Annotated in this window: 18 protein-coding genes and 1 tRNA gene; 7 read left to right on the forward strand and 12 right to left on the reverse strand. The window is 63.0% G+C overall.

Going from position 1 to position 21,812, the window contains the following annotated elements; genetic code table 11:
- Positions 1–18 precede the first annotated feature (18 nt).
- The 4 genes from topA to fadB all read right to left on the reverse strand — a co-directional run bounded on the left by topA (position 19) and on the right by fadB (position 6,670).
- Positions 19–2,625, reverse strand: coding sequence for a type I DNA topoisomerase (gene topA, locus BVH01_RS05775; RefSeq protein WP_075929418.1), 2,607 nt, complete (start codon positions 2,623–2,625; stop codon positions 19–21).
- Positions 2,626–2,886: 261 nt separating this feature from the next.
- On the reverse strand, positions 2,887–3,123 hold the full coding sequence (locus tag BVH01_RS05780) for a DUF1653 domain-containing protein (protein ID WP_075929553.1): 237 nt from the start codon (positions 3,121–3,123) through the stop codon (positions 2,887–2,889).
- A gap of 193 nt (positions 3,124–3,316) precedes the next feature.
- Positions 3,317–4,492: an acetyl-CoA C-acyltransferase FadA gene (gene fadA / locus BVH01_RS05785; RefSeq protein ID WP_075929419.1), complete on the reverse strand. Its 1,176-nt coding sequence runs from the start codon at positions 4,490–4,492 to the stop codon at positions 3,317–3,319.
- 30 nt (positions 4,493–4,522) lie between these two features.
- Complete coding sequence (gene fadB / locus BVH01_RS05790) at positions 4,523–6,670, reverse strand: fatty acid oxidation complex subunit alpha FadB (RefSeq protein ID WP_075929420.1); 2,148 nt, start codon at positions 6,668–6,670, stop codon at positions 4,523–4,525.
- A gap of 434 nt (positions 6,671–7,104) precedes the next feature.
- Here fadB and BVH01_RS05795 point away from each other — a divergent pair, with 434 nt between their 5' ends.
- Positions 7,105–7,923 (forward strand): hypothetical protein, encoded by an 819-nt coding sequence (locus BVH01_RS05795; RefSeq protein ID WP_075929554.1) that lies wholly within the window; start codon positions 7,105–7,107, stop codon positions 7,921–7,923.
- A 26-nt stretch (positions 7,924–7,949) separates the two neighbouring features.
- Here BVH01_RS05795 and BVH01_RS05800 read toward each other — a convergent pair whose 3' ends face one another.
- Positions 7,950–8,387: a hypothetical protein gene (locus tag BVH01_RS05800; RefSeq protein WP_075929421.1), complete on the reverse strand. Its 438-nt coding sequence runs from the start codon at positions 8,385–8,387 to the stop codon at positions 7,950–7,952.
- Positions 8,388–8,475: 88 nt separating this feature from the next.
- Between BVH01_RS05800 and BVH01_RS05805 the strand changes: the two genes are divergently transcribed.
- On the forward strand, positions 8,476–8,919 hold the full coding sequence (locus BVH01_RS05805; protein WP_075929422.1) for a universal stress protein: 444 nt from the start codon (positions 8,476–8,478) through the stop codon (positions 8,917–8,919).
- Between the two features lie 79 nt (positions 8,920–8,998).
- Here the strand turns inward: BVH01_RS05805 and BVH01_RS05810 are convergent, their stop codons facing one another.
- On the reverse strand, positions 8,999–10,927 hold the full coding sequence (locus BVH01_RS05810) for an ATP-binding cassette domain-containing protein (RefSeq protein ID WP_075929555.1): 1,929 nt from the start codon (positions 10,925–10,927) through the stop codon (positions 8,999–9,001).
- A gap of 366 nt (positions 10,928–11,293) precedes the next feature.
- On the opposite strand from BVH01_RS05810, the gene BVH01_RS05815 reads away from it, so the two are divergent.
- Entirely contained in the window at positions 11,294–13,222 is a 1,929-nt protein-coding gene (locus BVH01_RS05815) for a transglycosylase SLT domain-containing protein (RefSeq protein ID WP_075929423.1), read from the forward strand.
- A gap of 485 nt (positions 13,223–13,707) precedes the next feature.
- On the forward strand, positions 13,708–15,348 hold the full coding sequence (locus BVH01_RS05820) for a hypothetical protein (protein ID WP_075929424.1): 1,641 nt from the start codon (positions 13,708–13,710) through the stop codon (positions 15,346–15,348).
- 123 nt (positions 15,349–15,471) lie between these two features.
- Here the strand turns inward: BVH01_RS05820 and BVH01_RS05825 are convergent, their stop codons facing one another.
- The 5 genes from BVH01_RS05825 to moaB form a co-directional block, all read right to left on the reverse strand.
- On the reverse strand, positions 15,472–16,272 hold the full coding sequence (locus tag BVH01_RS05825; protein WP_075929425.1) for an MOSC domain-containing protein: 801 nt from the start codon (positions 16,270–16,272) through the stop codon (positions 15,472–15,474).
- A gap of 72 nt (positions 16,273–16,344) precedes the next feature.
- A complete protein-coding gene (locus BVH01_RS05830; protein ID WP_075929426.1) occupies positions 16,345–17,274 on the reverse strand; it encodes a chemotaxis protein CheV in 930 nt (309 codons plus the stop codon).
- A 121-nt stretch (positions 17,275–17,395) separates the two neighbouring features.
- The gene (gene yegS / locus BVH01_RS05835; protein ID WP_075929427.1) at positions 17,396–18,292 is read right to left on the reverse strand and encodes a lipid kinase YegS; all 897 of its coding nucleotides are present in this window, start codon (positions 18,290–18,292) and stop codon (positions 17,396–17,398) included.
- 100 nt (positions 18,293–18,392) lie between these two features.
- The gene (gene glp / locus BVH01_RS05840; RefSeq protein ID WP_075929428.1) at positions 18,393–19,604 is read right to left on the reverse strand and encodes a gephyrin-like molybdotransferase Glp; all 1,212 of its coding nucleotides are present in this window, start codon (positions 19,602–19,604) and stop codon (positions 18,393–18,395) included.
- On the reverse strand, positions 19,601–20,140 hold the full coding sequence (gene moaB / locus BVH01_RS05845) for a molybdenum cofactor biosynthesis protein B (protein ID WP_075929429.1): 540 nt from the start codon (positions 20,138–20,140) through the stop codon (positions 19,601–19,603). Before moaB ends, glp begins: the two co-directional genes overlap by 4 nt.
- Positions 20,141–20,208: 68 nt before the next feature.
- Between moaB and mobA the strand changes: the two genes are divergently transcribed.
- From mobA to BVH01_RS05860, 3 genes are all read left to right on the forward strand, one after another.
- Positions 20,209–20,781: a molybdenum cofactor guanylyltransferase MobA gene (gene mobA, locus BVH01_RS05850; protein ID WP_075929430.1), complete on the forward strand. Its 573-nt coding sequence runs from the start codon at positions 20,209–20,211 to the stop codon at positions 20,779–20,781.
- Between the two features lie 106 nt (positions 20,782–20,887).
- Positions 20,888–21,109 (forward strand): YgdI/YgdR family lipoprotein, encoded by a 222-nt coding sequence (locus BVH01_RS05855; RefSeq protein ID WP_075929431.1) that lies wholly within the window; start codon positions 20,888–20,890, stop codon positions 21,107–21,109.
- Positions 21,110–21,211: 102 nt separating this feature from the next.
- A tRNA-Pro gene (locus BVH01_RS05860) sits at positions 21,212–21,288 on the forward strand.
- Between the two features lie 171 nt (positions 21,289–21,459).
- On the opposite strand, the gene BVH01_RS05865 is transcribed toward BVH01_RS05860, so the two are convergent.
- Entirely contained in the window at positions 21,460–21,705 is a 246-nt protein-coding gene (locus tag BVH01_RS05865; protein WP_139317784.1) for a hypothetical protein, read from the reverse strand.
- Between the last annotated feature and the right edge of the window lie 107 nt (positions 21,706–21,812).

A 21,812-nucleotide genomic window follows, 5' to 3' on the forward strand; every position in this document is an offset into this window, starting at 1 on the left:
GCGCGCACCGAACACGGATCAACGCTTGTCTTCGACCTTCCACTTGCCGCCGTCGAAGAACGCCTTCCAACCAGTGGGCTTGCCGTCCACTTCGGTCTGCACGTACTGCTCCTTGGTCTTGCGGCTGTAGCGGATGACCGCTGCGCGGCCTTCCGGATCCTTGGCCGGCGCATCGATCAGGAAGTGGTACTTCGGATCGATCTCGTCCTTGTGCGGAATCAGTTCCAGCACCAGCGGCGCGCGGGTTTCGCGATTCTTCGGGAACTGGCTGGCGGCCAGGAACAGCCCCGAGGCGCCGTCGCGCAGCACGTAAGTGTCGTCGACCTTCTCGCACTTGAGCTCCGGCATCTTCACCGCGTCCATCTTGGGTGGCGCAGGCTCGCCATTGCGCAGCAGCTTGCGGGTGTTCTTGCACTCGCTGTTGGTACAGCCGAAGAACTTGCCGAAGCGGCCGGTCTTGAGCTGCATCTGACTGCCGCACTTGTCGCATTCCAGGCTCGGGCCTTCGTAGCCCTTGATGCGGAACTGGCCCTGCTCGATTTCATAGCCGGCGCAATCCGGGTTGTTGCCGCAAATATGCAGTTTGCGGGTTTCATCCAGCAGATAGGCGTCCATGGCGGTGGCGCAGATCGGACAGCGATGCTTGCCAAGCAGCACGCGAGATTCCGACTCGCCCTCGTCGTCAGCGGCGATCTCGTCGCCCGGCACCAGGTTGATGGTGGCCTTGCAGCGCTCTTTCGGCGGCAGGGCATAGCCCGAGCAACCGAGGAACACACCGGTGGACGCGGTGCGGATCATCATCGGCCGGCCACATTCGCGGCACGGGATATCGGTCAGCGTCGGCGTGTTGGCACGCATGCCACTGTCGCCGTCGGCGGCCACTTCGAGCTTCTTCTTGAAGTCTCCATAGAACTCGTCGAGCAGGTTCTTCCACTCGCGCTCGCCCTGGGCGACGTCATCGAGGTTCTCTTCCATGCCGGCGGTGAAGCCGTAGTCCATCAGGTCGGAAAAGCTCTCGCTGAGGCGCTCGGTGACGATGTCGCCCATCTTCTCGGAATAGAAGCGGCGATTGTGCAGGGCCACGTAGCCGCGGTCCTGGATGGTGGAAATGATCGCCGCGTAGGTCGACGGGCGGCCGATGCCGCGCTTTTCCATTTCCTTGACCAGGCTGGCTTCCGAATAGCGCGCCGGCGGCTTGGTGAAGTGCTGGCTGGGGTCGAGCTTGATCAGCTTGAGCGACTCGCTTTCCTTCATTTCCGGCAGCACGGCGTCGTCGCCCGGCTTGCTCATCTGCGGCTGGGCGCGGGTGTAACCGTCGAACTTGAGGATACGGCCCTTGGCACGCAGTTCGAATTGCGCAGCGGTGACGGTCACGGTGGTCGACAGGTACTCGGCCGGCGGCATCTGGCAGGCCACGAACTGGCGCCAGATCAGCTCGTACAGGCGCTCGGCATCGCGCTCCATGCCGGACAGCTGGGTCGGGCGCAGGTTGACGTCCGAAGGTCGGATCGCTTCGTGCGCCTCCTGGGCGCCTTCCTTGCTGGAGTAGAAGTTGGGCTTCTCCGGCAGGTATTTCTTGCCGTACTCGCTGTCGATGAAGCCGCGCACCATCTCGATGGCGTCGGCCGACAGGTTGGTCGAATCGGTACGCATATAGGTGATGTAGCCGGCCTCGTAGAGACGCTGGGCCATCATCATGGTCTTCTTCACCCCGAAGCCCAGGCGCGTGCTCGCTGCCTGCTGCAGAGTGGACGTGATGAACGGTGCCGACGGCTTGCTGCTGGTCGGTTTGTCCTCGCGCTTGGCGACGCTGTAACTCGACGCCTTGAGGGTCGCCAGCGCGGCCATGGCCTGGGATTCGTTCAGCGGCTTGAAGGCGGCGCCGTTCTCACGAACCACTTCGAAACGCACTTGGGCGTCCTTGGCGGTACCCAGGTCGGCGTGCACTTCCCAGTATTCTTCGGGTACGAAGGCGCGGATTTCCTTCTCGCGCTCGACCACCAGCTTCACCGCAACCGACTGCACGCGGCCGGCCGACAGGCCACGGGCGATCTTCGCCCACAGCAGCGGCGAGACCATGTAGCCCACCACGCGGTCCAGGAAGCGGCGCGCCTGCTGGGCGTTCACACGGTTGATATCCAGCTCGCCCGGGGCGGAAAACGCCTCCTGGATGGCCTTCTTGGTGATTTCGTTGAATACCACGCGTTTGTAGCGGCTGTCATCGCCACCGATGGATTCGCGCAGGTGCCAGGCGATGGCCTCCCCCTCTCTATCCAAGTCGGTCGCGAGATAGATGGTGTCGGCTTCCTTGGCCAGGCGGCGCAGTTCCTCGACCACCTTTTCTTTGCCGGGCAGGATTTCGTATTTGGCTTTCCAGCCATGCTCCGGGTCGACGCCCATCCGCGCGAACAGCTGGCGCTTGGCCTTTTCCTTCGGCGACAGCGCCGGCGCTTCGCCTGCTGCTGCCTTGCCGCGCTTGGCAGGTTCCTTGGTAGCCGCCCCGCCGCTGGTGGGCAGGTCGCGGATATGGCCGATGCTCGACTTCACCACGTACTGGCTACCCAGGTACTTGTTGATTGTCTTGGCCTTGGCCGGGGATTCCACGATGACCAGCGATTTACCCATGGATTGGAAAATTCCTGAAATTCGGTAGGTGAAGGCGACGGACGCCTGGAAACACTATTGGGCGTATCGGGCCGACGCTAATCACGTCGACGATGAAGGCGCTCGCCCGATGAAGCGAACGCAAAAAGCGTGGTGCTGCCGCGGGTTCCAGACCGATATCGCGCTCTTGCACGATCATGACTGCCCTGCGATCAGCTTTGGCCCCGCTATATATAGTGGCGGTCAAGGCGAGGTCAAGGGCGACCGCTTCCTGATGTGCCGTCAGGGACGGGTCAGAACGCTCGCCTCGGCCTCGACGAAAGCAAAGCGTGGAACCCGCTTGCCGTCCAGTTCGACCTCACCGGCGAACATCGCCAGCGGCCTTACCCAGAGCCCGAACTCGCCGTACAACGCCTGATAGACGACGACTTCCTCTTCCGTCTCCGAATGCCTGGCCACGCCCAGCACGCGGTACTCGGGACCTTTGTAATGACGGTAGAGACCGGGTTGCAGCGACATCATTCAATTTCCTGGAAATATTTTTCGTCTGATAGAAAGGGTCGACCGTGATTTTCACCAGGGCCCGCGCACATTGGCGCAACGCAAAAAAACAAAAACCGGGGCAGAAGCCCCGGTCGTGCAACCCATACAACGGATTTTGCCAAAGCCTGCTGCGCGAAACGCGTGCGGCGCAGCAGCCCCTGGCGAATCCTCAGATGCGCTCGAACACCGTGGTGATGCCCTGGCCAAGGCCAACGCACATGGTCGCCACGCCAAAGGTGCCGCTGTTCTGCTTCATCACGTTCAGCAGGGTACCGGAGATACGCGCCCCGGAACAACCGAACGGGTGACCCAGCGCAATGGCGCCGCCGTGCAGGTTGACCTTCTCTTCCATCTTGTCGAGCAGCTTGAGGTCCTTGAGCACAGGCAGTGCCTGGGCCGCGAAGGCTTCGTTGAGCTCGACGAAGTCGATGTCGTCGATGGTCAGGCCGGCGCGCTTGAGCGCCTTCTGGGTGGACGGCACCGGGCCGTAGCCCATGATCGCCGGATCGACACCGGCCACGGCCATGGCACGCACCACGGCCATCGGCTGGATACCCAGATCCTGAGCGCGCTGGGCGCTCATGACGATCATGCAGGAAGCGCCATCGGTGATCTGCGAGGAGGTACCCGCGGTCACGGTGCCGCCCTTGGGGTTGAACGCCGGCTTGAGGTTGGCCAGGCTTTCCAGGGTGGTTTCCGGGCGAATGGTTTCGTCGTAGTCGAAGACCTTCAGGAAGCCGTTCTCGTCATAGCCCTGCATCGGGATGATCTCGTCCTTGAACTTGCCTTCCACCGTGGCCTTGTGGGCCAACTGGTGCGAACGCACGCCGAACTTGTCCTGGGCCTCGCGGCTGATGTTGTGCATCTTGCCCAGCATTTCGGCGGTCAGGCCCATCATGCCGGACGCCTTGGCCGCGTACAGCGACAGGTGAGGGTTCGGGTCGACCCCGTGCATCATGCCAACGTGGCCCATGTGCTCGACGCCGCCGACCACGAATACATCGCCGTTGCCGGTCTGGATCGCCTGCACGGCGGTGTGCAGCGCACTCATCGACGAGCCGCACAGGCGGCTGACGGTCTGCCCGGCACTGGTGTGCGGGATCTGGGTCATCAGCGACGCCATGCGCGCGATGTTCCAGCCCTGCTCCAGGGTCTGGTTGACGCAACCCCAGATGACGTCCTCGACTTCCTTGGGATCGACCTTGCCGTTGCGCTCCAGCAGCTTGCTGATCAGCTGCGCCGACATGGTTTCGGCGCGGGTGTTACGGTGCATGCCGCCCTTGGAACGACCCATCGGGGTCCGGCCGAAGTCGACGATGACTGCATCTCTTGGATTCAGGCTCATAAATTCACTCTCGCTCCAATCGTTGCGCGATTAACCAAAGAAGGTCTGGCCGTTTTTGGCCATTTCACGCAGTTTCTCGGTCGGCTGATACAGCGCACCCAGATCGGCGTACTTGTCGGCCAGGGCCACAAATTCGGCGACCCCGACGCTGTCGATGTAGCGCAGCGCGCCCCCCCGGAACGGAGGGAAACCGATACCGTAGATCAGGCCCATGTCGGCCTCGGCGGCGGTCTCGACGATGCCGTCTTCCAGGCAGCGCACGGTTTCCAGGCACAGCGGGATCATCATGATGTTGACGATGTCCTCGTCGCTCAGCTCGCGCTGCTCGGCCACGATCGACTTGAGCAGTTCGTACGCCTCGGGATCACTGACCTTCTTCGGTTTGCCGCGCTTGTCGGTCTCGTAGGCGTAGAAGCCCTTGCCGTTCTTCTGGCCCAGGCGGTTGGCTTCGTACATCACGTCGACGGCGGTACGACCTTCCACGGCCATGCGGTCCGGGAAGCCTTCGGCCATCACGTCACGGCCATGGTGGCCGGTGTCGATACCGACCACGTCGGACAGGTACGCCGGGCCCATGGGCCAGCCGAACTTCTCCATGACCTTGTCGATGCGCGCGAAGTCGACGCCGAAGCTCAGCAGTTTGGAGAAGCCGCCGAAGTACGGGAACAGTACGCGGTTGACCAGGAAGCCCGGGCAGTCGTTGACCACGATCGGGTTCTTACCCATCTTCTTGGCGTACGCCACGGTGGTGGCCACCGCTTCATCACTGGACTTCTCGCCACGGATGACTTCGACCAGCGGCATCATATGCACCGGGTTGAAGAAGTGCATGCCGACGAAGTTTTCCGGACGCTTGAGGGCCTTGGCCAGCAGGCTGATGGAAATGGTCGAGGTGTTGGACGCCAGGATGGTGCCCTCCTTGACCGTCGCCTCGACCTCGGCCAGTACGGCCTGCTTGACCTTGGGGTTCTCGACCACGGCTTCGACGACGATGTCGACGTGGCCGAAGTCGCCGTAGGACATGGTCGGGCGGATGGCACTCAGCGACTCGGCCATCTGCGCAGTGGTCATGCGGCCTTTCTCGACGCGCTTGGCGAGCAGTTTGGAGGCCTCGCCCAAGCCCATCTTGATGCCTTCCTCGCGGATGTCCTTCATCAGGATCGGCGTGCCCTTGGAGGCCGACTGATAGGCGATACCGCCACCCATGATGCCGGCGCCCAGCACGGCGGCCAGTTTCACGTCCTGGGCGATGGCGTCATGGGCCTTGGCCTTCTTCTTCAGCTCCTGGTCGTTGAGGAACAGGCCGATCAGGCTTTGCGCCACGGAGGTCTTGGCTAGCTTGGCGAAACCGGCGGCTTCCACTTCCAGGGCCTTGTCACGACCGAAGTTGGCGGCCTTCTGGATGGTCTTGATCGCTTCGACCGGCGCCGGGTAGTTCGGGCCAGCCTGACCCGCAACGAAACCCTTGGCGGTTTCGAAGGCCATCATCTGCTCGATGGCGTTGAGCTTGAGCTTCTCAAGCTTGGGTTGACGCTTGGCCTTGTAGTCGAGCTCACCGGAGATGGCGCGCTTGATCAGGTCCAGGGCACCGGCCTGCAGCTTGTCAGCGGCGACCACGGCATCGACCGCGCCGACCTTGAGCGCTTCCTCGGCGCGGTTTTCCTTGCCGGATGCGATCCACTCGACGGCGTTGTCGGTACCGATCAGACGCGGCAGGCGCACGGTGCCACCGAAGCCCGGGTAGATGCCCAGCTTGACTTCGGGCAGACCGATCTTGGCGCCTTCGGCCATGATCCGATAGTCGGCGGCCAGGCACATTTCCAGACCGCCACCCAGGGCGATGCCGTTGATGGCAACCACGGTGGGCACGTTCAGGTCTTCGAAATCGCTGAAGATCCGGTTGGCTTCCAGGCCGCTGGAAACCAGCTGCTCCTCGGGCAGCTTGAAGTTGTCGACGAACTCGGTGATGTCGGCACCGACGATGAACACGTCCTTGCCGCTGCTGACGATCACGCCCGTGATCGAGGCATCGGCCTTGATCGCATCGACGCTCTGGCGCAGCTCGCTCAGGGTCAGACGATTGAACTTGTTGACGGACTCACCCTTGAGGTCGAACTTGAGTTCGACGATGCCGCTTTCAAGAGCCTTAACCGTGATGGCTTTACCTTCGTAAATCATCAACTGATCTCCACGCTAAGGGAATCTGAACAGTACACACCGGAGCCAACCGGCCAATTCACGCTACGAACAACGTAGACGAAAAAGAGCTACCCGCCGATGCGATAGTCGGACTGAATTGGGCACTGCCAGCGAGGCAAACGCTCAATTCATACGCCCGTTTGATTTGGGTGAGCACACCTTCTCGGAAAAGCCTGCGATTGTCAATTGGCGTTATGTAGCCGAGTGAAGCCGGCACTACGCAGACCATACAGTCACTTTCAGCCTGGGCGAAAAGTCGATCATCGGTGTCGATAACACATCATTCGGGCGGCGCAGATAACCCCTTTGCAGGCGCTAGCCAAAACGCCCGACCGCGGGTAGAGTCGCGGCCATTCGGCTGCCACCGAATACCAAAAAAACAACAAGAACGAGCGATGACCCGAGGTGCCAGCATGCCAGCCTACTTGCGTGCCTTCTCTCTGCGTACCCTCCTGCTGACCGCCCTGCTGCTCTCGAGCACCGGGCACGCCAGCACCACCACCGATTTCCAGCATCTGCAGACCTTCCATCTCGCCACCCAGAAAAGCCTGGGCGACTTCTACATGTACAACGCCATGGAAGGCGATCAGCGTTACGCGCGAATGATCGACGCTTCACGCCAACAGGCGCGCGACGGGCTGAACAAATTGGCGAACCTGGCCGATGTGGGCGCCGCGCGCCTGCAGACGCAACTGCAGCAACAATGGCAGTTGTACGACGGGGAGCTGACGACCCTGATGGCCGCGCTGCAGAAACAGGGCTACACGGACCTGCAGCCGGTAGCGGACCTGGCCGCACGCAACCGCCAGCTTCTGGCCACCGCCCAGGCGCTTTACGAAGCGCTGCAACGCATGGACGACAGCGCCATCAGCGCACAGATGGCGGCCACACGCGAGCTCAGCGTGCTGATGCAAGGCATCGCGGTGAACTACGCCGCGCGTAGCGCCTCGGTGGGTGCGAGTTTTTCGGGGGACAGCAGCGAACGCCCCATCGAGGAGCTGGTGGCCGACTTTTCCGCGCGCCTGACCGCACTGCGCAAGCAGCCCGGCAACAGCGTGGCGGTCAATACCACGCTCGACGGCGTGGCAACCAAATGGCGCTATATCGAGGGTTCGCTGCGCAACTACAACGAAAAGAGCGTGCCATTTCTGGTCAACAAGTACTCGGACAGCATCATCCGCAGCCTGGCGGATGTCGACGCGATCTACGCGCAGCCAGGCAGCCAGTCGTGATCCATTGCCATGAACCGGCCTGCGACTCAGGCGCGGCCCTTGAGAAAGGCAGCAATCGCCGCCAGGGATTCCGGCTGCGCGCGCTCGCCCCAGAACAGCGCGATCATCTGCGGCGTGGCCTCGGCCTTGTAGACGTCGGCGGGCAAGGTGGCGAGCTGCTCGCTCAGCGACGCATCCGCGCAGGGTTCCTGCCACTTGTTCAGCCACTTGCCCGGCTCGCTCTGCCAGTAGCACCAGCTGTCCTGTCGGCCCCTAGGGCGCGGGCTGTGGTACTGCGGGCAGGGGTTGGGCGGCGTTTTACTCAGCCAGTACGGCCACTCCTCGCGGGCCAGCTGCATCGCCAAACCGAGACGCCGGGCCTGCATGCGCACGTCCATCTGCCCGCGCTGGCGACGCGACGGCACCAGCCAGACCAACGGGCTGAGGGCGAAAACCAGTAGGGCGAGAACGATCCATCCCGTCATAATTTCTATCTCGACTGCGCAACCTGTGGTAAATGCTCAAACCAGCCATACTTGAAATCACTGGTCACCCTTGTAAGGAGACAACCCCATGTCCTACCAGCACATTCTGGTCGCCGTCGATCTGACCGAGGAGTGCGACCCGGTAATGAAGCGCGCCCAGGCTCTGGCGAGCAGCACCCAGGCCAAGCTTTCCGTGGTGCATATCGTCGAACCCATGGCCATGGCTTTCGGCGGCGACGTGCCGATGGACCTGTCGATGCTGCAACAGCAGCAGTTCGAACAGGCCAAGGAGCGCCTCGACGCCTTTGCCATCAAACACCCGCAACTCACCGCCGAGAACCGTCACCTGGCCTACGGCCAGCCGCGTCAGGAAATCCACCGCCTGGCCGCCGAACAGCACTGCGACCTGATCATCGTCGGCAGCCATGGCCGCCATGGCCTGGCCCTGCTGCTCGGTTCCACCGCCAACGACGTGCTGCATGGCGCGCCGTGCGACGTACTGGCGGTCAGCCTGAAGAAACCAGCGGCCTGATCAGCCCTGCCGAATGACGCCGGGTACCCGCCCGGCGTCATCCCACCCGATCCTTCCGACGCTGCGCCGCCTTAGCCTGTCAGCCTTCCAGCTCAGCCCAGCGCTCGACCAGGCGATCCAGCTCTTCCTGTTGGGCCTGCAGTTGCGCCAATACCGCGGAGGTCTGCTCGGCCGGCTGCTGATAGAAGGCCGGATCGGCGATTTTGGCTTCCAGCGCGGCAATCGCCTGCTCGGCGGTATCGATCATCTCCGGCATGGCGTCCAGCTCACGCTGGTGCTTATAGCTGAGCTTCTTCTTGGCTGCCGGTACAGCGGCGGTAGTTTCGACGACCGCCGCCTCGACCACGGGTGCTTCGACGATGGCCGAGCCCAGTTCTGCCTTGCCCGATTTGCTCTCGCCCACACCGAGCAGGCGCGGCGAGCCGCCCTGGCGCAGCCAGTCCTGATAGCCGCCGACGTACTCACGGACTCGCCCTTCGCCCTCGAAGACCAGGGTGCTGGTCACCACGTTATCGAGGAAGGCCCGGTCGTGGCTGACCATCAGCACGGTGCCCTTGAAGTTGGAAAGCACCTCTTCGAGCAGCTCCAGAGTTTCCACGTCGAGGTCGTTGGTCGGCTCGTCGAGCACCAGCAGGTTGGCCGGTTTGCTGAACAGCTTGGCCAGCAGCAGGCGCGCACGCTCGCCACCGGACAGCGCCTTGACCGGCGTGCGTGCACGCTGCGGGCTGAACAAGAAGTCGCCCAGGTAGCTCAGCACGTGACGGTTCTGGCCATCGATCTCGATGAAGTCGCGGCCCTCGGAAATATTGTCGATAACGGTCTTTTCGATATCCAGTTGGTGGCGCAGCTGATCGAAATACGCCACTTCGATCTTGGTGCCCTGCTCCACCTTGCCGACAGTCGGCTGCAGACCGTCGAGCATCAGCTTGAGCAGCGTGGTCTTGCCGGTGCCGTTGGCGCCGAGCAGGCCGATGCGATCACCGCGTTGCAGCACCATGGAAAAGTCCCTGATCAGCAGCGGGCCGCCCGGATGGGCGAAGCTGACGTTTTCCAGCACCATTACCTGCTTGCCGGACTTGTCCGCCACATCCAGCTGGATATTGGCCTTGCCGGTGCGCTCGCGGCGCTCGCTGCGCTCCACGCGCAAGGCCTTCAGGGCACGTACGCGGCCTTCGTTACGAGTGCGGCGTGCCTTGATGCCCTGGCGGATCCACACCTCTTCCTGGGCCAGCTTCTTGTCGAACAACGCATTGGCGGTTTCTTCGGCGGCCAGCGCGGCCTCCTTGTGCACCAGGAAACTGGCGTAATCGCCGTTCCAGTCGATCAACCCGCCGCGGTCCAGTTCGAGAATGCGCGTGGCCAGGCTCTGCAGGAAGGCACGGTCGTGGGTGATGAACAGCACGGCGCCCTGAAAATCCTTGATGGCTTCTTCGAGCCAGGCGATGGCGCCGATGTCCAGGTGGTTGGTCGGTTCGTCGAGCAGCAGCAGATCCGGCTCGCTGACCAACGCCTGGGCCAGCAGCACGCGACGGCGCCAGCCGCCAGACAGCTCGGCGAGGGTCTTGTCGGCCGGCAGTTGCAGGCGACTCAGGGTACTGTCGACCAGTTGCTGCAGGCGCCAGCCGTCCTTCGCTTCCAGCTCCTGCTGCACATGCATCAGCTTGTTGAGGTCTTCCTCGGTCACGCAGTTCTGCGCCAGGTGATGGTACTGGGCGAGCAGATCACCCACGCCGTCGAGGCCCTGGGCGACCACGTCGAACACCGTACGGCCATCGGCGACCGGCAACTCCTGGGGCAACTCGCCGATCTTCAGGCCCGGCGCCCGCCAGATCGTGCCGTCGTCGGGCTTCTGCTGGTCGTTGACCAGCTTGAGCATGCTCGACTTGCCGGTACCGTTGCGACCGATGATGCACACCCGCTCACCGCGCGCGATCTGCCAAGACACCTTGTCCAACAGCGGCATGGCGCCAAAGGCCAGGGAAACATCGGTGAACTTGAGCAGGGTCATCAGGGTTGCCTCGGACAATACGCGGGAGTGGTGGACGAAAACCTGGGGCGCGACCAAGGCCTCGTTGCTGCCGACCACGAAAGTGATCTGGCCGACGCGTGCGCCAACCAAAAACGGGCGCGTATTCTAACCGAGATGGCCGGCGGCGTCTGTGAGCCCGCATTGATGTGACATAAACAGACATGCGCCATGTACCGGCGGCCCTTTCGCGGCACGCAGGCAAAAGGCTAAGCTAGCGACCATTGCCGCCGCCGCGCCTGACGATGCACGTTTCGCAGCGGCGCACACCGGTAACCGCCCCAAGGGCACATCAGGCGACCGGCACCAGCCAGTCGCGCCCGATCACGAGATGACCCCGGAAGTGCCATGCGCTGTCGTTTGCCCAGTCTGCTGTCCTGCCTGATTCTTTGCGCCGCCACATCCACGCTGAGCCAGGCCGCGAGCCTGCAGCAGCAACGCCAGTACTACGACGAGGCCAAGGCCGCTCTCGCCAAGGGTGACAAGGGGCCTTACGAGCGCTACGCCAGCGCGCTGCGCGACTACCCGCTGACGCCGTATCTGACCTACGACGAGCTGACCGCACGGCTGAAATGGGCCAGCAATCAGGAAATCGAAGCCTTTCTCGCCGCCCATGGTGACCTGCCCCAGGCCAACTGGATGAAGTTGCGCTGGCTGCGCTGGCTCGCCGAACGCGGCGAATGGCAAACCTTCGCCAAGTACTACGACCCGGGGCTCAACTTTACCGAACTGGACTGCCTGAACGGCCAGCGCCAGCTTGCCCAGGGCCAGACCGCCGAAGGCTATGCCACCGCCGAGAAGCTCTGGCTGGTGGGCAAATCCCAGCCCGAAGCCTGTGACCGCCTGTTCGATCGCTGGGCCGCCGAAGGCCAGTTGACCGAGCAACGTCGCTGGCAGCGCGCCAAACTGGCCGCCGAAGCGCGCAACTACAGCCTGGCAACCTTCCTGAGCAAGGACCTGCCGACCCTGAGCAACCACGGCAAGCTCCTCGTGGAAGTCGCTCAGAAACCGCAGATTCTCACCCAGACCGCCCGCTTCACGCCGGCCGACGACGCCATGGGTGACGTGGTCAGCCTCGGTCTGCGTCGCCTCGCGCGCCAGGATCCGGAACAGGCCCTGAGCCTGCTCGAGGGCTACTCCCAGCGCATGCATTTTTCCGATCAGGAAAAGGTCGCCATCGCCAACGAGATCGGCCTGACCCTGGCGCGCCGCTTCGACCCACGCGCCCTCGACATCATGGCCAAGTACGACCCCAACCTGCGTGACGACACCGTCAGCGAGTGGCGCGCCCGCCTGCTGCTGCGCCTGGGCCGCTGGGACGAAGCCAATAAGCTGATCAGCCGCATGCCCGAGTCCCTGGCCAGCACCAACCGCTGGCGCTACTGGCAGGCGCGCAGCCTGCAACTGGCCCAGCCCAACAGCAAGGCCGCCCAGCCGTTGTTCCACGACCTGGCCAAGGAGCGCGACTTCTATGGTTTCATGGCCGCCGACCAGGTCAAGGAGCCCTATTACCTGAAGAATGCACCGCTGCAGCTCAGCCCTGCCGTGATCAAGAAAGTACGCAACGCGCCCGGCATCCGCCGCGCCATGGAATTCCACGACCGCGGACAGATCGTCGAAGGCCGCCGCGAGTGGTACCACGCCAGCCGCCATTTCGACCGTGACGAGCTGGTCGCCCAGGCGCGCCTGGCCTACGACATGCAATGGTATTTCCCGGCAATCCGTACCATCAGCCAGGCCAAGTACTGGGACGACCTGGACATCCGCTTCCCCATGGCCCATCGCGAGCCGCTAACCGCGGAAGCCAAGAAGCGCGGCCTGCATTCGAGCTGGGTATTCGCCATCACCCGCCAGGAGAGCGGCTTCATGGCCGATGCCAAGTCCCACGCCGGGGCCCTGGGCCTGATGCAGGTGATGCCGGCCACTGCCAAGGAGACCGCGCGCAAGTTCGGCATCCCCCTGAGCAACCCTAACAACGCGCTGCTGCCCAGCGTCAACATCCAACTGGGCGCCGCCTACCTGAGCCAGATCTACGGCCAGTTCAACGGCAACCGGGTGCTCGCTTCGGCCGCCTACAACGCAGGCCCGGGCCGCGTGCGCCAGTGGCTGCGCGGCGCCGATCACTTGTCCTACGACGTGTGGGTGGAGAACATTCCGTTCAACGAGACCCGCCAATACGTGCAGAACGTACTGTCCTACGCGGTGATCTACGGCGACAAGCTCAACGCGCCCCAGCCGCTGGTTGGCTGGCATGAGCGCTTCTTCGAGGATCAATGAACATCAGCCAAAATGCTGAGCTCCGGCTCTGTCACCCTGGCCTCCACTGACTGAAACCACAACCCCGACAACAGCCGCTGCAGGGCAAGCCTGCAGCGGATCGTACGCAGAACAGCCTGCTTGGCTGAGCCCTGTGACTGCCTCCAGTCTCTCCAGCTATGTAGCTGACCGCCTCCAGCATCCTCCCTCCTCGCTCGGCATCCGCAGCGCTCTGGCGCAGTGATCCGCAACCTCCAAGGCTCGATCAGCCGCTTGTGGGTAACGTAGTTGACTCACGCAGGGAACCAGTTCGCCGCCCAAACCACCCAGCGATATGGCTTTCTCACTGGAGAAGGCGGCTGATTACTGCCCCAGCCCTCCAACTGCGCGCAAGGAGCTAGGCCATTTCAGCCCAAAGCACATAACAACGATGAAACAGCAACATCACTGACTGCCCTGCTACGCGGCTTGATGCCTTGTATTTCATAAAGAAAAGAGGATTCGTTATGGATGGAGTTTCGCGCGGTACCCCTGCATTACCAGCTGTATCGCATACCCAGGTCGAAAATGACTCTCGCGCCGAGGGCCGCCGGGCAACCGAGATAAGTGCAGCACAGCGCCAAGCACAGAACCAGCGTGAGATACATGAACACCTGGACGGTATGTTCCAGAAATATCGCAAACCCACCACGCTGCCACCAGGCGCTAGCGCGCAAGATCATGCGAAAGTCGCCGAGCACAATACAAAGATCGACGCTCTGGTGAGCTCCCGAGCCGAGCTGCTGGCGAGTGAAGGCGAAGATCTCGATTCAGTTCGCAGAACGCTGGATAACGCCCATTCACTCGACAGCAAGTCGACGTCAGGCTCTTCATTGGTCGCAGGATTGCCGTTCGCCTTGGTTGCGATTGCTCAGCATCTCAAACCCAACCTGGTGGAGGCCCCTGCCAAGATGTTGACCAGCCTTGCTGGCACCACTTCCCCATATGCCGAAGCGGCAGCTCAAGGCCTGGTTGCTGCTCTAGAAGCGGTCGCGCTCGATCAGGTATCCACCGCCGCTCAGAATGAAATGAACAAGGACTTGCTGTTTTTCAAAGCACCTGAGGACAACCTGCACGATGTCATGGTGGAGGCGTTGAAAGACAAGGAGCCAGGATGGTTGACTCAGTCCGGTACTGGCGCCGCGGAAATGCAAACGTTCAGTGTGCGTAATGTGTTGCGTAACGGCCTTGACACACACCTCTCTTCTCAGGCGAATCAGCCCGGTCTTCGGCCGGAAGCGCAAGCGGCAGCGACAACCAAGGCCGCGAACGCCGGGACGACAATCACCAGTGCCGGCGGTGTTTTAGCGACAATGGGGTCAGCGCATCTTGCACGTATGCGGGAAGAAAAGAGTGGCCTACGCGATCCTGCGCAAATCTTCGCGCGCAAAGATGCCGAGCCCAAGGAAAATCTCGCTGATGAAAGGGACTGGTACGACATCTATAAAGCGGCCAAAGACACCAGTTGGAAGGCCATGGCCAGTCATGGTGCCAGCCGGGTAGGCAATGCCGCGATGGGCACCCTGAGTAGTACCCTGGACGGCGTACGAAGCCTCGGTACCGCGCGTAGCGTTCTGGCCAATGGCGGCTTTGCGGCAACGTTTAGCGGGGTCAGCGCCATTCAGAAAGCGGCTACGGCCCCAATCAGCAATCCTCTGGCCAAGGCTGCGGTCAACAACGCGATCAACCTTGTCGGCTCAGCTACGGCGTTTGGCGTGTACGGCGCCATGAACGCCGTGGGTCAGAAAGTGGCCGATAAAGCCTCAGAGTGGTACGACAAAGACAACCACGCGGCCCCCAAAGCGGCCGCTCGCCAGGCGATGGAGTCCGCGCGTGACGGGACAAAGCACGCCTTCGAGGCAACACGCAACGGGACAAGCCACGCCATAGAAGCCACGCGTAACGGCGCAAACCAAGCGCTCGAATCCACACGCAATGGCATCAACTCGGCACTTGCAACAGGCCGACAAACGCTCGATACCGCTGCCGCCATGGTGGGTAGCATCGACTCGGACGCGATAACTCGACAGCTGATGGGGCAAGTCAATGAACTACGTCAGCGCCAGCGGCAACAGCCGAATGAGGAAGATGGTATAGAGATGGTCTAAATGCGCTGACTGTACGAGCACCTGCGCCTTTCGACTCGTTACTCTTCGTAGTAAGAGTCGAAATGGCAACACGGGCCGAGCCACGGATGGCAGCCCCGTGTGATACGCGTTTGTAGCTCCACCCTACTGCAATATTTCAACCGGCATGCCGACGCGCAGCTCGCCGCTGCCGTGGTTGATCAGGTTCTGTCCGAACATGATGCCGTCTTCGCCCTGGCGATAGCTGCGCAAAGTGGTCAGCGGCTCACGGTCGGCGCTGCGCTCCCCGGTCCTGGGGTCAATGGTGGTGATCACGCAGCGCGAGCAGCGTTTGGCGAGGGTGAACTCGACGTCACCGATACGAATGCGCTTCCAGCCGTCTTCGGCGTAGGGTTCGCTGCCCTGCACTACCAGGTTGGGACGAAAGCGCAGCATCTCCAGCGGCCTGCCGACCCGGGCCACCAGATCATCCAGTGAAGCCTGACCGATCAGCAGCAATGGGAAGCCATCGGCGAAGCCGACCTTCTCGTCGCCATCGACGTTGCCTTCAATGAAGCGCGCCCGCTCTGCCGGCACATGCACCAGCCGGCAGCTCTTGCCCATGAACTCGCTGCCCCAGGCGGCGGCCTCGTCACCGGCATCCGGTACCCGCAGAGTGTCGCGCCAGATGATCACACCGCGCAGCGCCTGGTCAGGATCCGGCAACGCCACCTGCAACACCGGCATGCCAGGCGCTTGCAGGGTAAGGCCACCGTCGACATTCCAACGCGCCTGCAACTGGCTCATATGGGGAAAGGTGCGCTGCGTCATGAACCGACCGGTTTGCGCATCCGCGAACATCCAGCGGCGATCGCCGGCCACGCCCAGGCCATCGAGCTGCAGGCTAGGCAGAGACTCGCCCATGGCGGATTTGAGAGGGAAACGATATAGCGTGGAGAGGTGCATGGCTCGGCGTCCTGACTTGAGCGAAACGGCGGTTATACGCAAACCGCCGCCAGGGCTCAAGCCAGCAGAGCTCTACTTTTCGTCGAGCGCCAGACGCTGACGAATCACATCCACCAGCTTGTCCGGCTGGAACTTGGACAGGAAGTTGTCGCAACCGACCTTCTTGACCATCGCATCGTTGAAACTGCCGGACAACGAGGTGTGCAGCACCACGTACAGGTCACGCAGGCGCGGATCCTGACGAACCTCGGTGGTCAGGCGATAGCCGTCCATTTCCGGCATCTCGGCGTCGGTGAACATCATCAGCAGCTTGTCGGTGATGACTTCACCGGCATCGGCCCAGGCCTTGAGCATCTGCAGGCCTTTGAGGCCATCGGTGGCGACGTGCAGCTTGATGCCCAGTTGCGACAGGGTATCGCGCAGTTGCGCCAGGGCCACGCTGGAGTCATCGACCAGCAGCACTTCGCGGCCACGGGCTTTTTCCAGCAATGGATCGGCCAGACGGTCACCGGAAATGCGCGTGTCGTACGGCACAATTTCGGCCAGCACCTTTTCCACATCGATGATTTCCACCAGTTGGTCGTCGACCTTGGTGATGGCCGTCAGGTAATGCTGGCGCCCTGCACCACCGGGCGGCGGCAGGATGGATTCCCAGTTGAGGTTGAGAATGCGGTCGACGCCACCGACCAGGAACGCCTGGATCGAGCGGTTGTACTCGGTGACGATGATGGTGCTGCGCTCATCCGGCACGATCGGGCGCATGCCGATGGCCTGGGACAGGTCAATCACCGGCAGCGTCTGGCCGCGCAAGTGGATCACCCCGCAAACGAAGCGATGACGATGCGGCATCAGCGTCAGCTTGGGCATGTGCAGCACTTCCTGCACCTTGAACACGTTGATGGCGAACAACTGCCGGCCCGCCAGACGGAACATCAGAATTTCCAGGCGGTTCTCGCCTACCAACTGCGTCCGTTGATCAACGGTGTCGAGAATACCGGCCATTATTCGCTCCTGTGAGGCGTGATGTTCGTATGAAGCTATCGGCCAGTCGTGCAATTACTGTAGGCGGCATGGCGCAACGCCATCTTGCACCAGCGCGCGGCGCCGCACCAGTACCCGCCGGTCAGTCACGCAGCAACGGCGACTGCGCCGGCAGATGCAGACGCAATGCCTGGGGCCTTGCAGCGAAGCGTAGACGATGCCCGCCGCGAGGCTCGCCGTCGAGGTTCAAATCCAGCCCTTCGGGTGCGTCGATTTCCAGCCACGGCAGGCGCGCGCTGATCGATACCCCCTCGATGCCTTTCAGGCCGCCGGACAGCAGTGTGCCTAGCGTACCGACCACATCGGAGGCGGCCGGCACGATGCACACGTCCAGCAAGCCGTCATTCACGCGAGCATGGGGGCACAGCACATGCCCGCCACCGGCCTGGCGGCCATTGCCGATGCCAAGGGCGAGAAACTCGCCCTCCCAGGCGAAATCCGGGCCCTTGAAGCGACCAAAGGCCGAACGCACTTCGGCAAAGCGAGTCAGGCCGGTGAGCATGTAGGCCGCACCGCCCAGGAAGCGCTTGAGATCCTCGGAAGTATTGGCCGTGATATTCGAGCCAAAGCCGCCCGTGGCCATATTGAGGAACAGCTCGCCGTCGACCTCGCCCAGGTCGATCGGCTGGGCAGGCGTGTCCAGCATAGCCAGGGCCTCACCAGGCGTCAGCGGAATGCCCGCGGCATGGGCGAAATCGTTGGCGGTACCCAGCGGTAGCAGCACCAGGCTGGCATCGGTTTCGGCCTTGGCCATGGCCTCGGCCACGTCCCGCAGCGTGCCGTCCCCGCCACCAGCTATCACGGTCGGATAACCCGCCTGCAAGGCCTCGGCGACCAGGCGCTGTGCATCGCCAGCTTCCCAGGTCAACCGCACGGTCAGCTCCCAGCCGTTCTCGCGCTGGCTGCTGACTGCCGCACGCACCTCTTCGTTGAGGGACTGCTTACCATGAAGGATCAACAGCGCTTTACGCTCTTGCATAACGGCTCCGAAAACGGGAATTGAACACTGTGCTGCCTAATGCAGACAGCGTGCGGGGCAAATAATCACGCCCACCGCACGCTCGTGCCGCTTGCCGGTGTCAGCCGAGCAGCTCGCTCATCGGGATGAAGTGCACGGCATCGCCTTCGGCAACGGTGCTGCCCTCCAATACCTGAGCCAACCCCTCGGCCCAGGCGGCGCTGCGCAACACGCCCGAGCTCTGGTTCGAATAGGGCACCACGCGGCCGTTTTCCAGGCGTGCGCGCAGGAACTCGCGCCGCTTGCCCGGCTTGGGCCAGGCGAAACCCGCCGGCACGCTGAAGCCCAAGGGCTCGACCTTCTGCACGCCGAGGCGACGCAGCAGATACGGGCGCGCCAGCAGGCCGAAGGTCACCAGGGTCGAGGCCGGGTTGCCAGGCAAGCCGATCACCGGGCGGCCGCGGAATTCGCCGACGGTCAGCGGTTTGCCGGGCTTGATCGCCAGCTTCCATAGGGCCAGTTCGCCGGCTTCGCGCAGGGCGATGCCGAGAAAATCCGCCTCGCCCACTGACACTCCGCCGGTGGACAGGATCAGATCGACGTCATCGAGCTCACCCAGCGCCTGGCGCGTGCGGTCCAGGTCATCCGGCAGGATGCCGCCATCGACGACCTCGCACCCCATACGCTTCAGCCAAGCGACCAGCAGGTATCGGTTGCTGTTATAGATTTGCCCGCCGCCCAGCGCGTTGCCGGGCTCGACCAGTTCGTCACCAGTGGACAGCACCGCCACCCGCGGTCGGCGCCGTACCGGCAGCTGTGCCAGACCGATGGAGGCGGCCAACCCCAGCTCGATGGGCCCCAGCCGCGTGCCGGCAGCCAGCAGTGTTTCGCCCTTGCGGTTTTCCTGGCCCTGGGGGCGAATGTTCTGCGCGACCTTCAGGGCCTGGTTGAAATGCACGCAGCCGTCGTCACCGACACTGACGTTCTCCTGCATTTCCACCGTATCGGCGCCCTCAGGAACCGGCGCGCCGGTAAAGATGCGCGCGCAGGTGCCGGGCCGCAGCGCATCGGGCGCCATACCGGCGAGAATGCGCTGGCTGACCGGCAGCGGCTCGCCCTGCCAGTCGGCCAGGCGCAATGCGTAGCCATCCATGGCGCTGTTCGGCCAGGGCGGCAGATCCAGACCGGCGACCATGGGCTCGGCCAGCACACGACCATCGGCCTCGGCCAGGTCGACCCGCTCGTGCTCGACGATCGGCGTCGCCTCGGCCAATTCCAGCAGCCGGGCCAGCGCCTGCTCCACCGGCATCAGCGGGGAATGCGCCTCGCTCATCCGCGGCTCTCGCAGGGCGCGGCGAGCTTCAGGTGTGGCACGAAATTGCACGGGCGATGGCGCGCATCGAGCTGTTCGGCGAGGATGCCATCCCAGCCGGTGCGGCAGGCGTTGGTCGAGCCCGGCAGGCAGCACACCAGGGTGCCGTTGGCCAGGCCAGCCAGCGCGCGGGACTGGATGGTCGAGGTGCCGATGTCGGCGATGGATATCTGCCGGAACAGCTCGCCGAAGCCATCGACCTGCTTGTCCAGCAGACAGGCCACCGCTTCCGGCGTGCTGTCACGCCCGGTGAAGCCGGTGCCGCCAGTGATCAGCACCACCTGCACCACATCTTCGGCGATCCAGGTGGCGACCTGGGCGCGGATCTTGTACAGGTCGTCCTTGAGCAGCACGCGCTCGGCAAGGTTGTGGCCTGCCGCCTTGAGGCGGTCGACGAAGAGTTGCCCGGAGGTATCGGTTTCCAGCGTGCGGGTATCGCTGACCGTCAGCACGGCGATATTCAGGGGCACGAATGGCGCATCGGCCTTGTGGCTCATGGCAGGCTTCCAGTTGTCGTGAACAAAGGCCGGTGTTATACCACAGCGCCACCTCCGGAGACCCCGCCATGCCCGCCACCGCAACGCCCCAGCCCTTTTCGGTGGTTCTGCTCGCAGGTGGCCGGGGCCAGCGCATGGGCGGCCTGGATAAGGGCCTGGTGCACTGGCAGGCGCGACCGATGATCGCATGGCTGCACGAGGTGGTTCGCCCGCTCACCGATGACCTGATCATCTCCTGCAATCGCAACCAGTCGGCCTATGCCGCCTACGCCGATCGCCTGGTCGGCGACGACAGCGCCGACTATCCGGGGCCCCTTGCCGGCATCCGCGCGGCCCTGCAGGTCGCCCGCCACCCGTTGCTGCTGGTGCTGCCGTGCGACGCCCCCAGGGTCGACCGCGCACTCATCGAGGGCCTGCTGGCCCTGGCAGACGGGCGCCCGTCGATGGCGCAGCGCGACGGCTACTGGGAGCCGCTGTTCGCGGTCATCCCTCGCCGCCTGCTGCCGTCGCTGGAAGAGGCCTGGCTTGAGGGCGAGCGCAGCACCCAGCGCTGGCTGCGCGCGCATGACCCCGCCGCACTGCGTTGCGAGACCGACGATCCGCGCCTGAGCAACCTCAACTCCCCCGATCTGCTCGGCTGAAAGCTTGCGGCATGGGGCCACAGGTGGATAAATAGGGTGGAACTTGGGCTCGGCCTACTCGTCTGAGCCAAGGTAATCACTCTGCCTCGACTTAAGGAGACACGTCATGAAGCAACGGACGTCCGCTGCGTTTCTACTCGCCCTCGGCCTGGTGACCCTGGCTGGCTGCTCCACGCCATCGGTGATCACTCTCAATGATGGCCGTGAAATCCAGACCGTCGATCGCCCTGATTTCGACGACGACACCGGTTTCTACGAGTTCGAACAGCTGGATGGCAAGCGCACCAAGGTCAACAAGGACCAGGTTCGTACCGTCAAGGAGCTGTAAGCGCCATTCGGGTCGTGGGCGCACGCCAGGTGCGGCGCCCCGATTAAAAATTTTTGCTAACCCCTTGTGTTGCAAAAGTTTTTGAGTAGAATTTGGCGCATTCGGAGTGTAGCGCAGCTTGGTAGCGCGTCTCGTTCGGGACGAGAAGGTCGCAGGTTCGAATCCTGTCTCTCCGACCAAATCCCAGAAAAACCGGCCCTCGCGGCCGGTTTTTTCGTTTTGGCGCCCTGGCATCCATCTTCCATGGACGCCAGCGCCACTCCCCTGCCATACGCCTCGTCCTACAAGGCATGAAAAAGCCCGCTCTGCGGGCTTTGTCTGGCATTGCTGGGCCAAAGGCTCCAGACGGTTCAGCCCTCGCCTCCGCCACCGCAGGCAATCAGCTCGATCAGCCCCATCTGATACCACTTGTTCTGGCAGCTCCAGCCATGCTCGAACGTCCAGGCACTGGCGGTGCCACTGAATGCGATACCGGCCAGCAATGCTGCCGCCAGCCCAAAACGACGTGAACTCACCTTCTTCATGTTTTTCACGGAAATCTCTCCATCGATCCAGGATTGATGGGCAGCGCATCGCACCGCAGCCGTCCAACTCATGACACGCCACCCGCCCCAAAATCCTCTTGCAAGACCGGGCCTGGCTCAATAGAACAGGTGGCCTAGAGGCGAGATGCCAGCCCGCCGGTTTTCGGCCGCCCATAAAA

Source organism: Pseudomonas sp. PA1(2017), assembly GCF_001945375.1.
Taxonomy (GTDB): Bacteria; Pseudomonadota; Gammaproteobacteria; order Pseudomonadales; family Pseudomonadaceae; genus Aquipseudomonas.

Excerpts from the sequence above, each read along its gene's own strand:
- topA (WP_075929418.1), bottom strand. The coding sequence starts at position 2,625 with ATGGGTAAATCGCTGGTCATCGTGGAATCCCCGGCCAAGGCCAAGACA.
- BVH01_RS05780 (WP_075929553.1), bottom strand. The coding sequence starts at position 3,123 with ATGTCGCTGCAACCCGGTCTCTACCGTCATTACAAAGGTCCCGAGTAC.
- fadA (WP_075929419.1), bottom strand. The coding sequence starts at position 4,492 with ATGAGCCTGAATCCAAGAGATGCAGTCATCGTCGACTTCGGCCGGACC.
- fadB (WP_075929420.1), bottom strand. The coding sequence starts at position 6,670 with ATGATTTACGAAGGTAAAGCCATCACGGTTAAGGCTCTTGAAAGCGGC.
- BVH01_RS05795 (WP_075929554.1), top strand. The coding sequence starts at position 7,105 with ATGCCAGCCTACTTGCGTGCCTTCTCTCTGCGTACCCTCCTGCTGACC.
- BVH01_RS05800 (WP_075929421.1), bottom strand. The coding sequence starts at position 8,387 with ATGACGGGATGGATCGTTCTCGCCCTACTGGTTTTCGCCCTCAGCCCG.
- BVH01_RS05805 (WP_075929422.1), top strand. The coding sequence starts at position 8,476 with ATGTCCTACCAGCACATTCTGGTCGCCGTCGATCTGACCGAGGAGTGC.
- BVH01_RS05810 (WP_075929555.1), bottom strand. The coding sequence starts at position 10,927 with ATGACCCTGCTCAAGTTCACCGATGTTTCCCTGGCCTTTGGCGCCATG.
- BVH01_RS05815 (WP_075929423.1), top strand. The coding sequence starts at position 11,294 with ATGCGCTGTCGTTTGCCCAGTCTGCTGTCCTGCCTGATTCTTTGCGCC.
- BVH01_RS05820 (WP_075929424.1), top strand. The coding sequence starts at position 13,708 with ATGGATGGAGTTTCGCGCGGTACCCCTGCATTACCAGCTGTATCGCAT.
- BVH01_RS05825 (WP_075929425.1), bottom strand. The coding sequence starts at position 16,272 with ATGCACCTCTCCACGCTATATCGTTTCCCTCTCAAATCCGCCATGGGC.
- BVH01_RS05830 (WP_075929426.1), bottom strand. The coding sequence starts at position 17,274 with ATGGCCGGTATTCTCGACACCGTTGATCAACGGACGCAGTTGGTAGGC.
- yegS (WP_075929427.1), bottom strand. The coding sequence starts at position 18,292 with ATGCAAGAGCGTAAAGCGCTGTTGATCCTTCATGGTAAGCAGTCCCTC.
- glp (WP_075929428.1), bottom strand. The coding sequence starts at position 19,604 with ATGAGCGAGGCGCATTCCCCGCTGATGCCGGTGGAGCAGGCGCTGGCC.
- moaB (WP_075929429.1), bottom strand. The coding sequence starts at position 20,140 with ATGAGCCACAAGGCCGATGCGCCATTCGTGCCCCTGAATATCGCCGTG.
- mobA (WP_075929430.1), top strand. The coding sequence starts at position 20,209 with ATGCCCGCCACCGCAACGCCCCAGCCCTTTTCGGTGGTTCTGCTCGCA.
- BVH01_RS05855 (WP_075929431.1), top strand. The coding sequence starts at position 20,888 with ATGAAGCAACGGACGTCCGCTGCGTTTCTACTCGCCCTCGGCCTGGTG.
- BVH01_RS05865 (WP_139317784.1), bottom strand. The coding sequence starts at position 21,705 with ATGAGTTGGACGGCTGCGGTGCGATGCGCTGCCCATCAATCCTGGATC.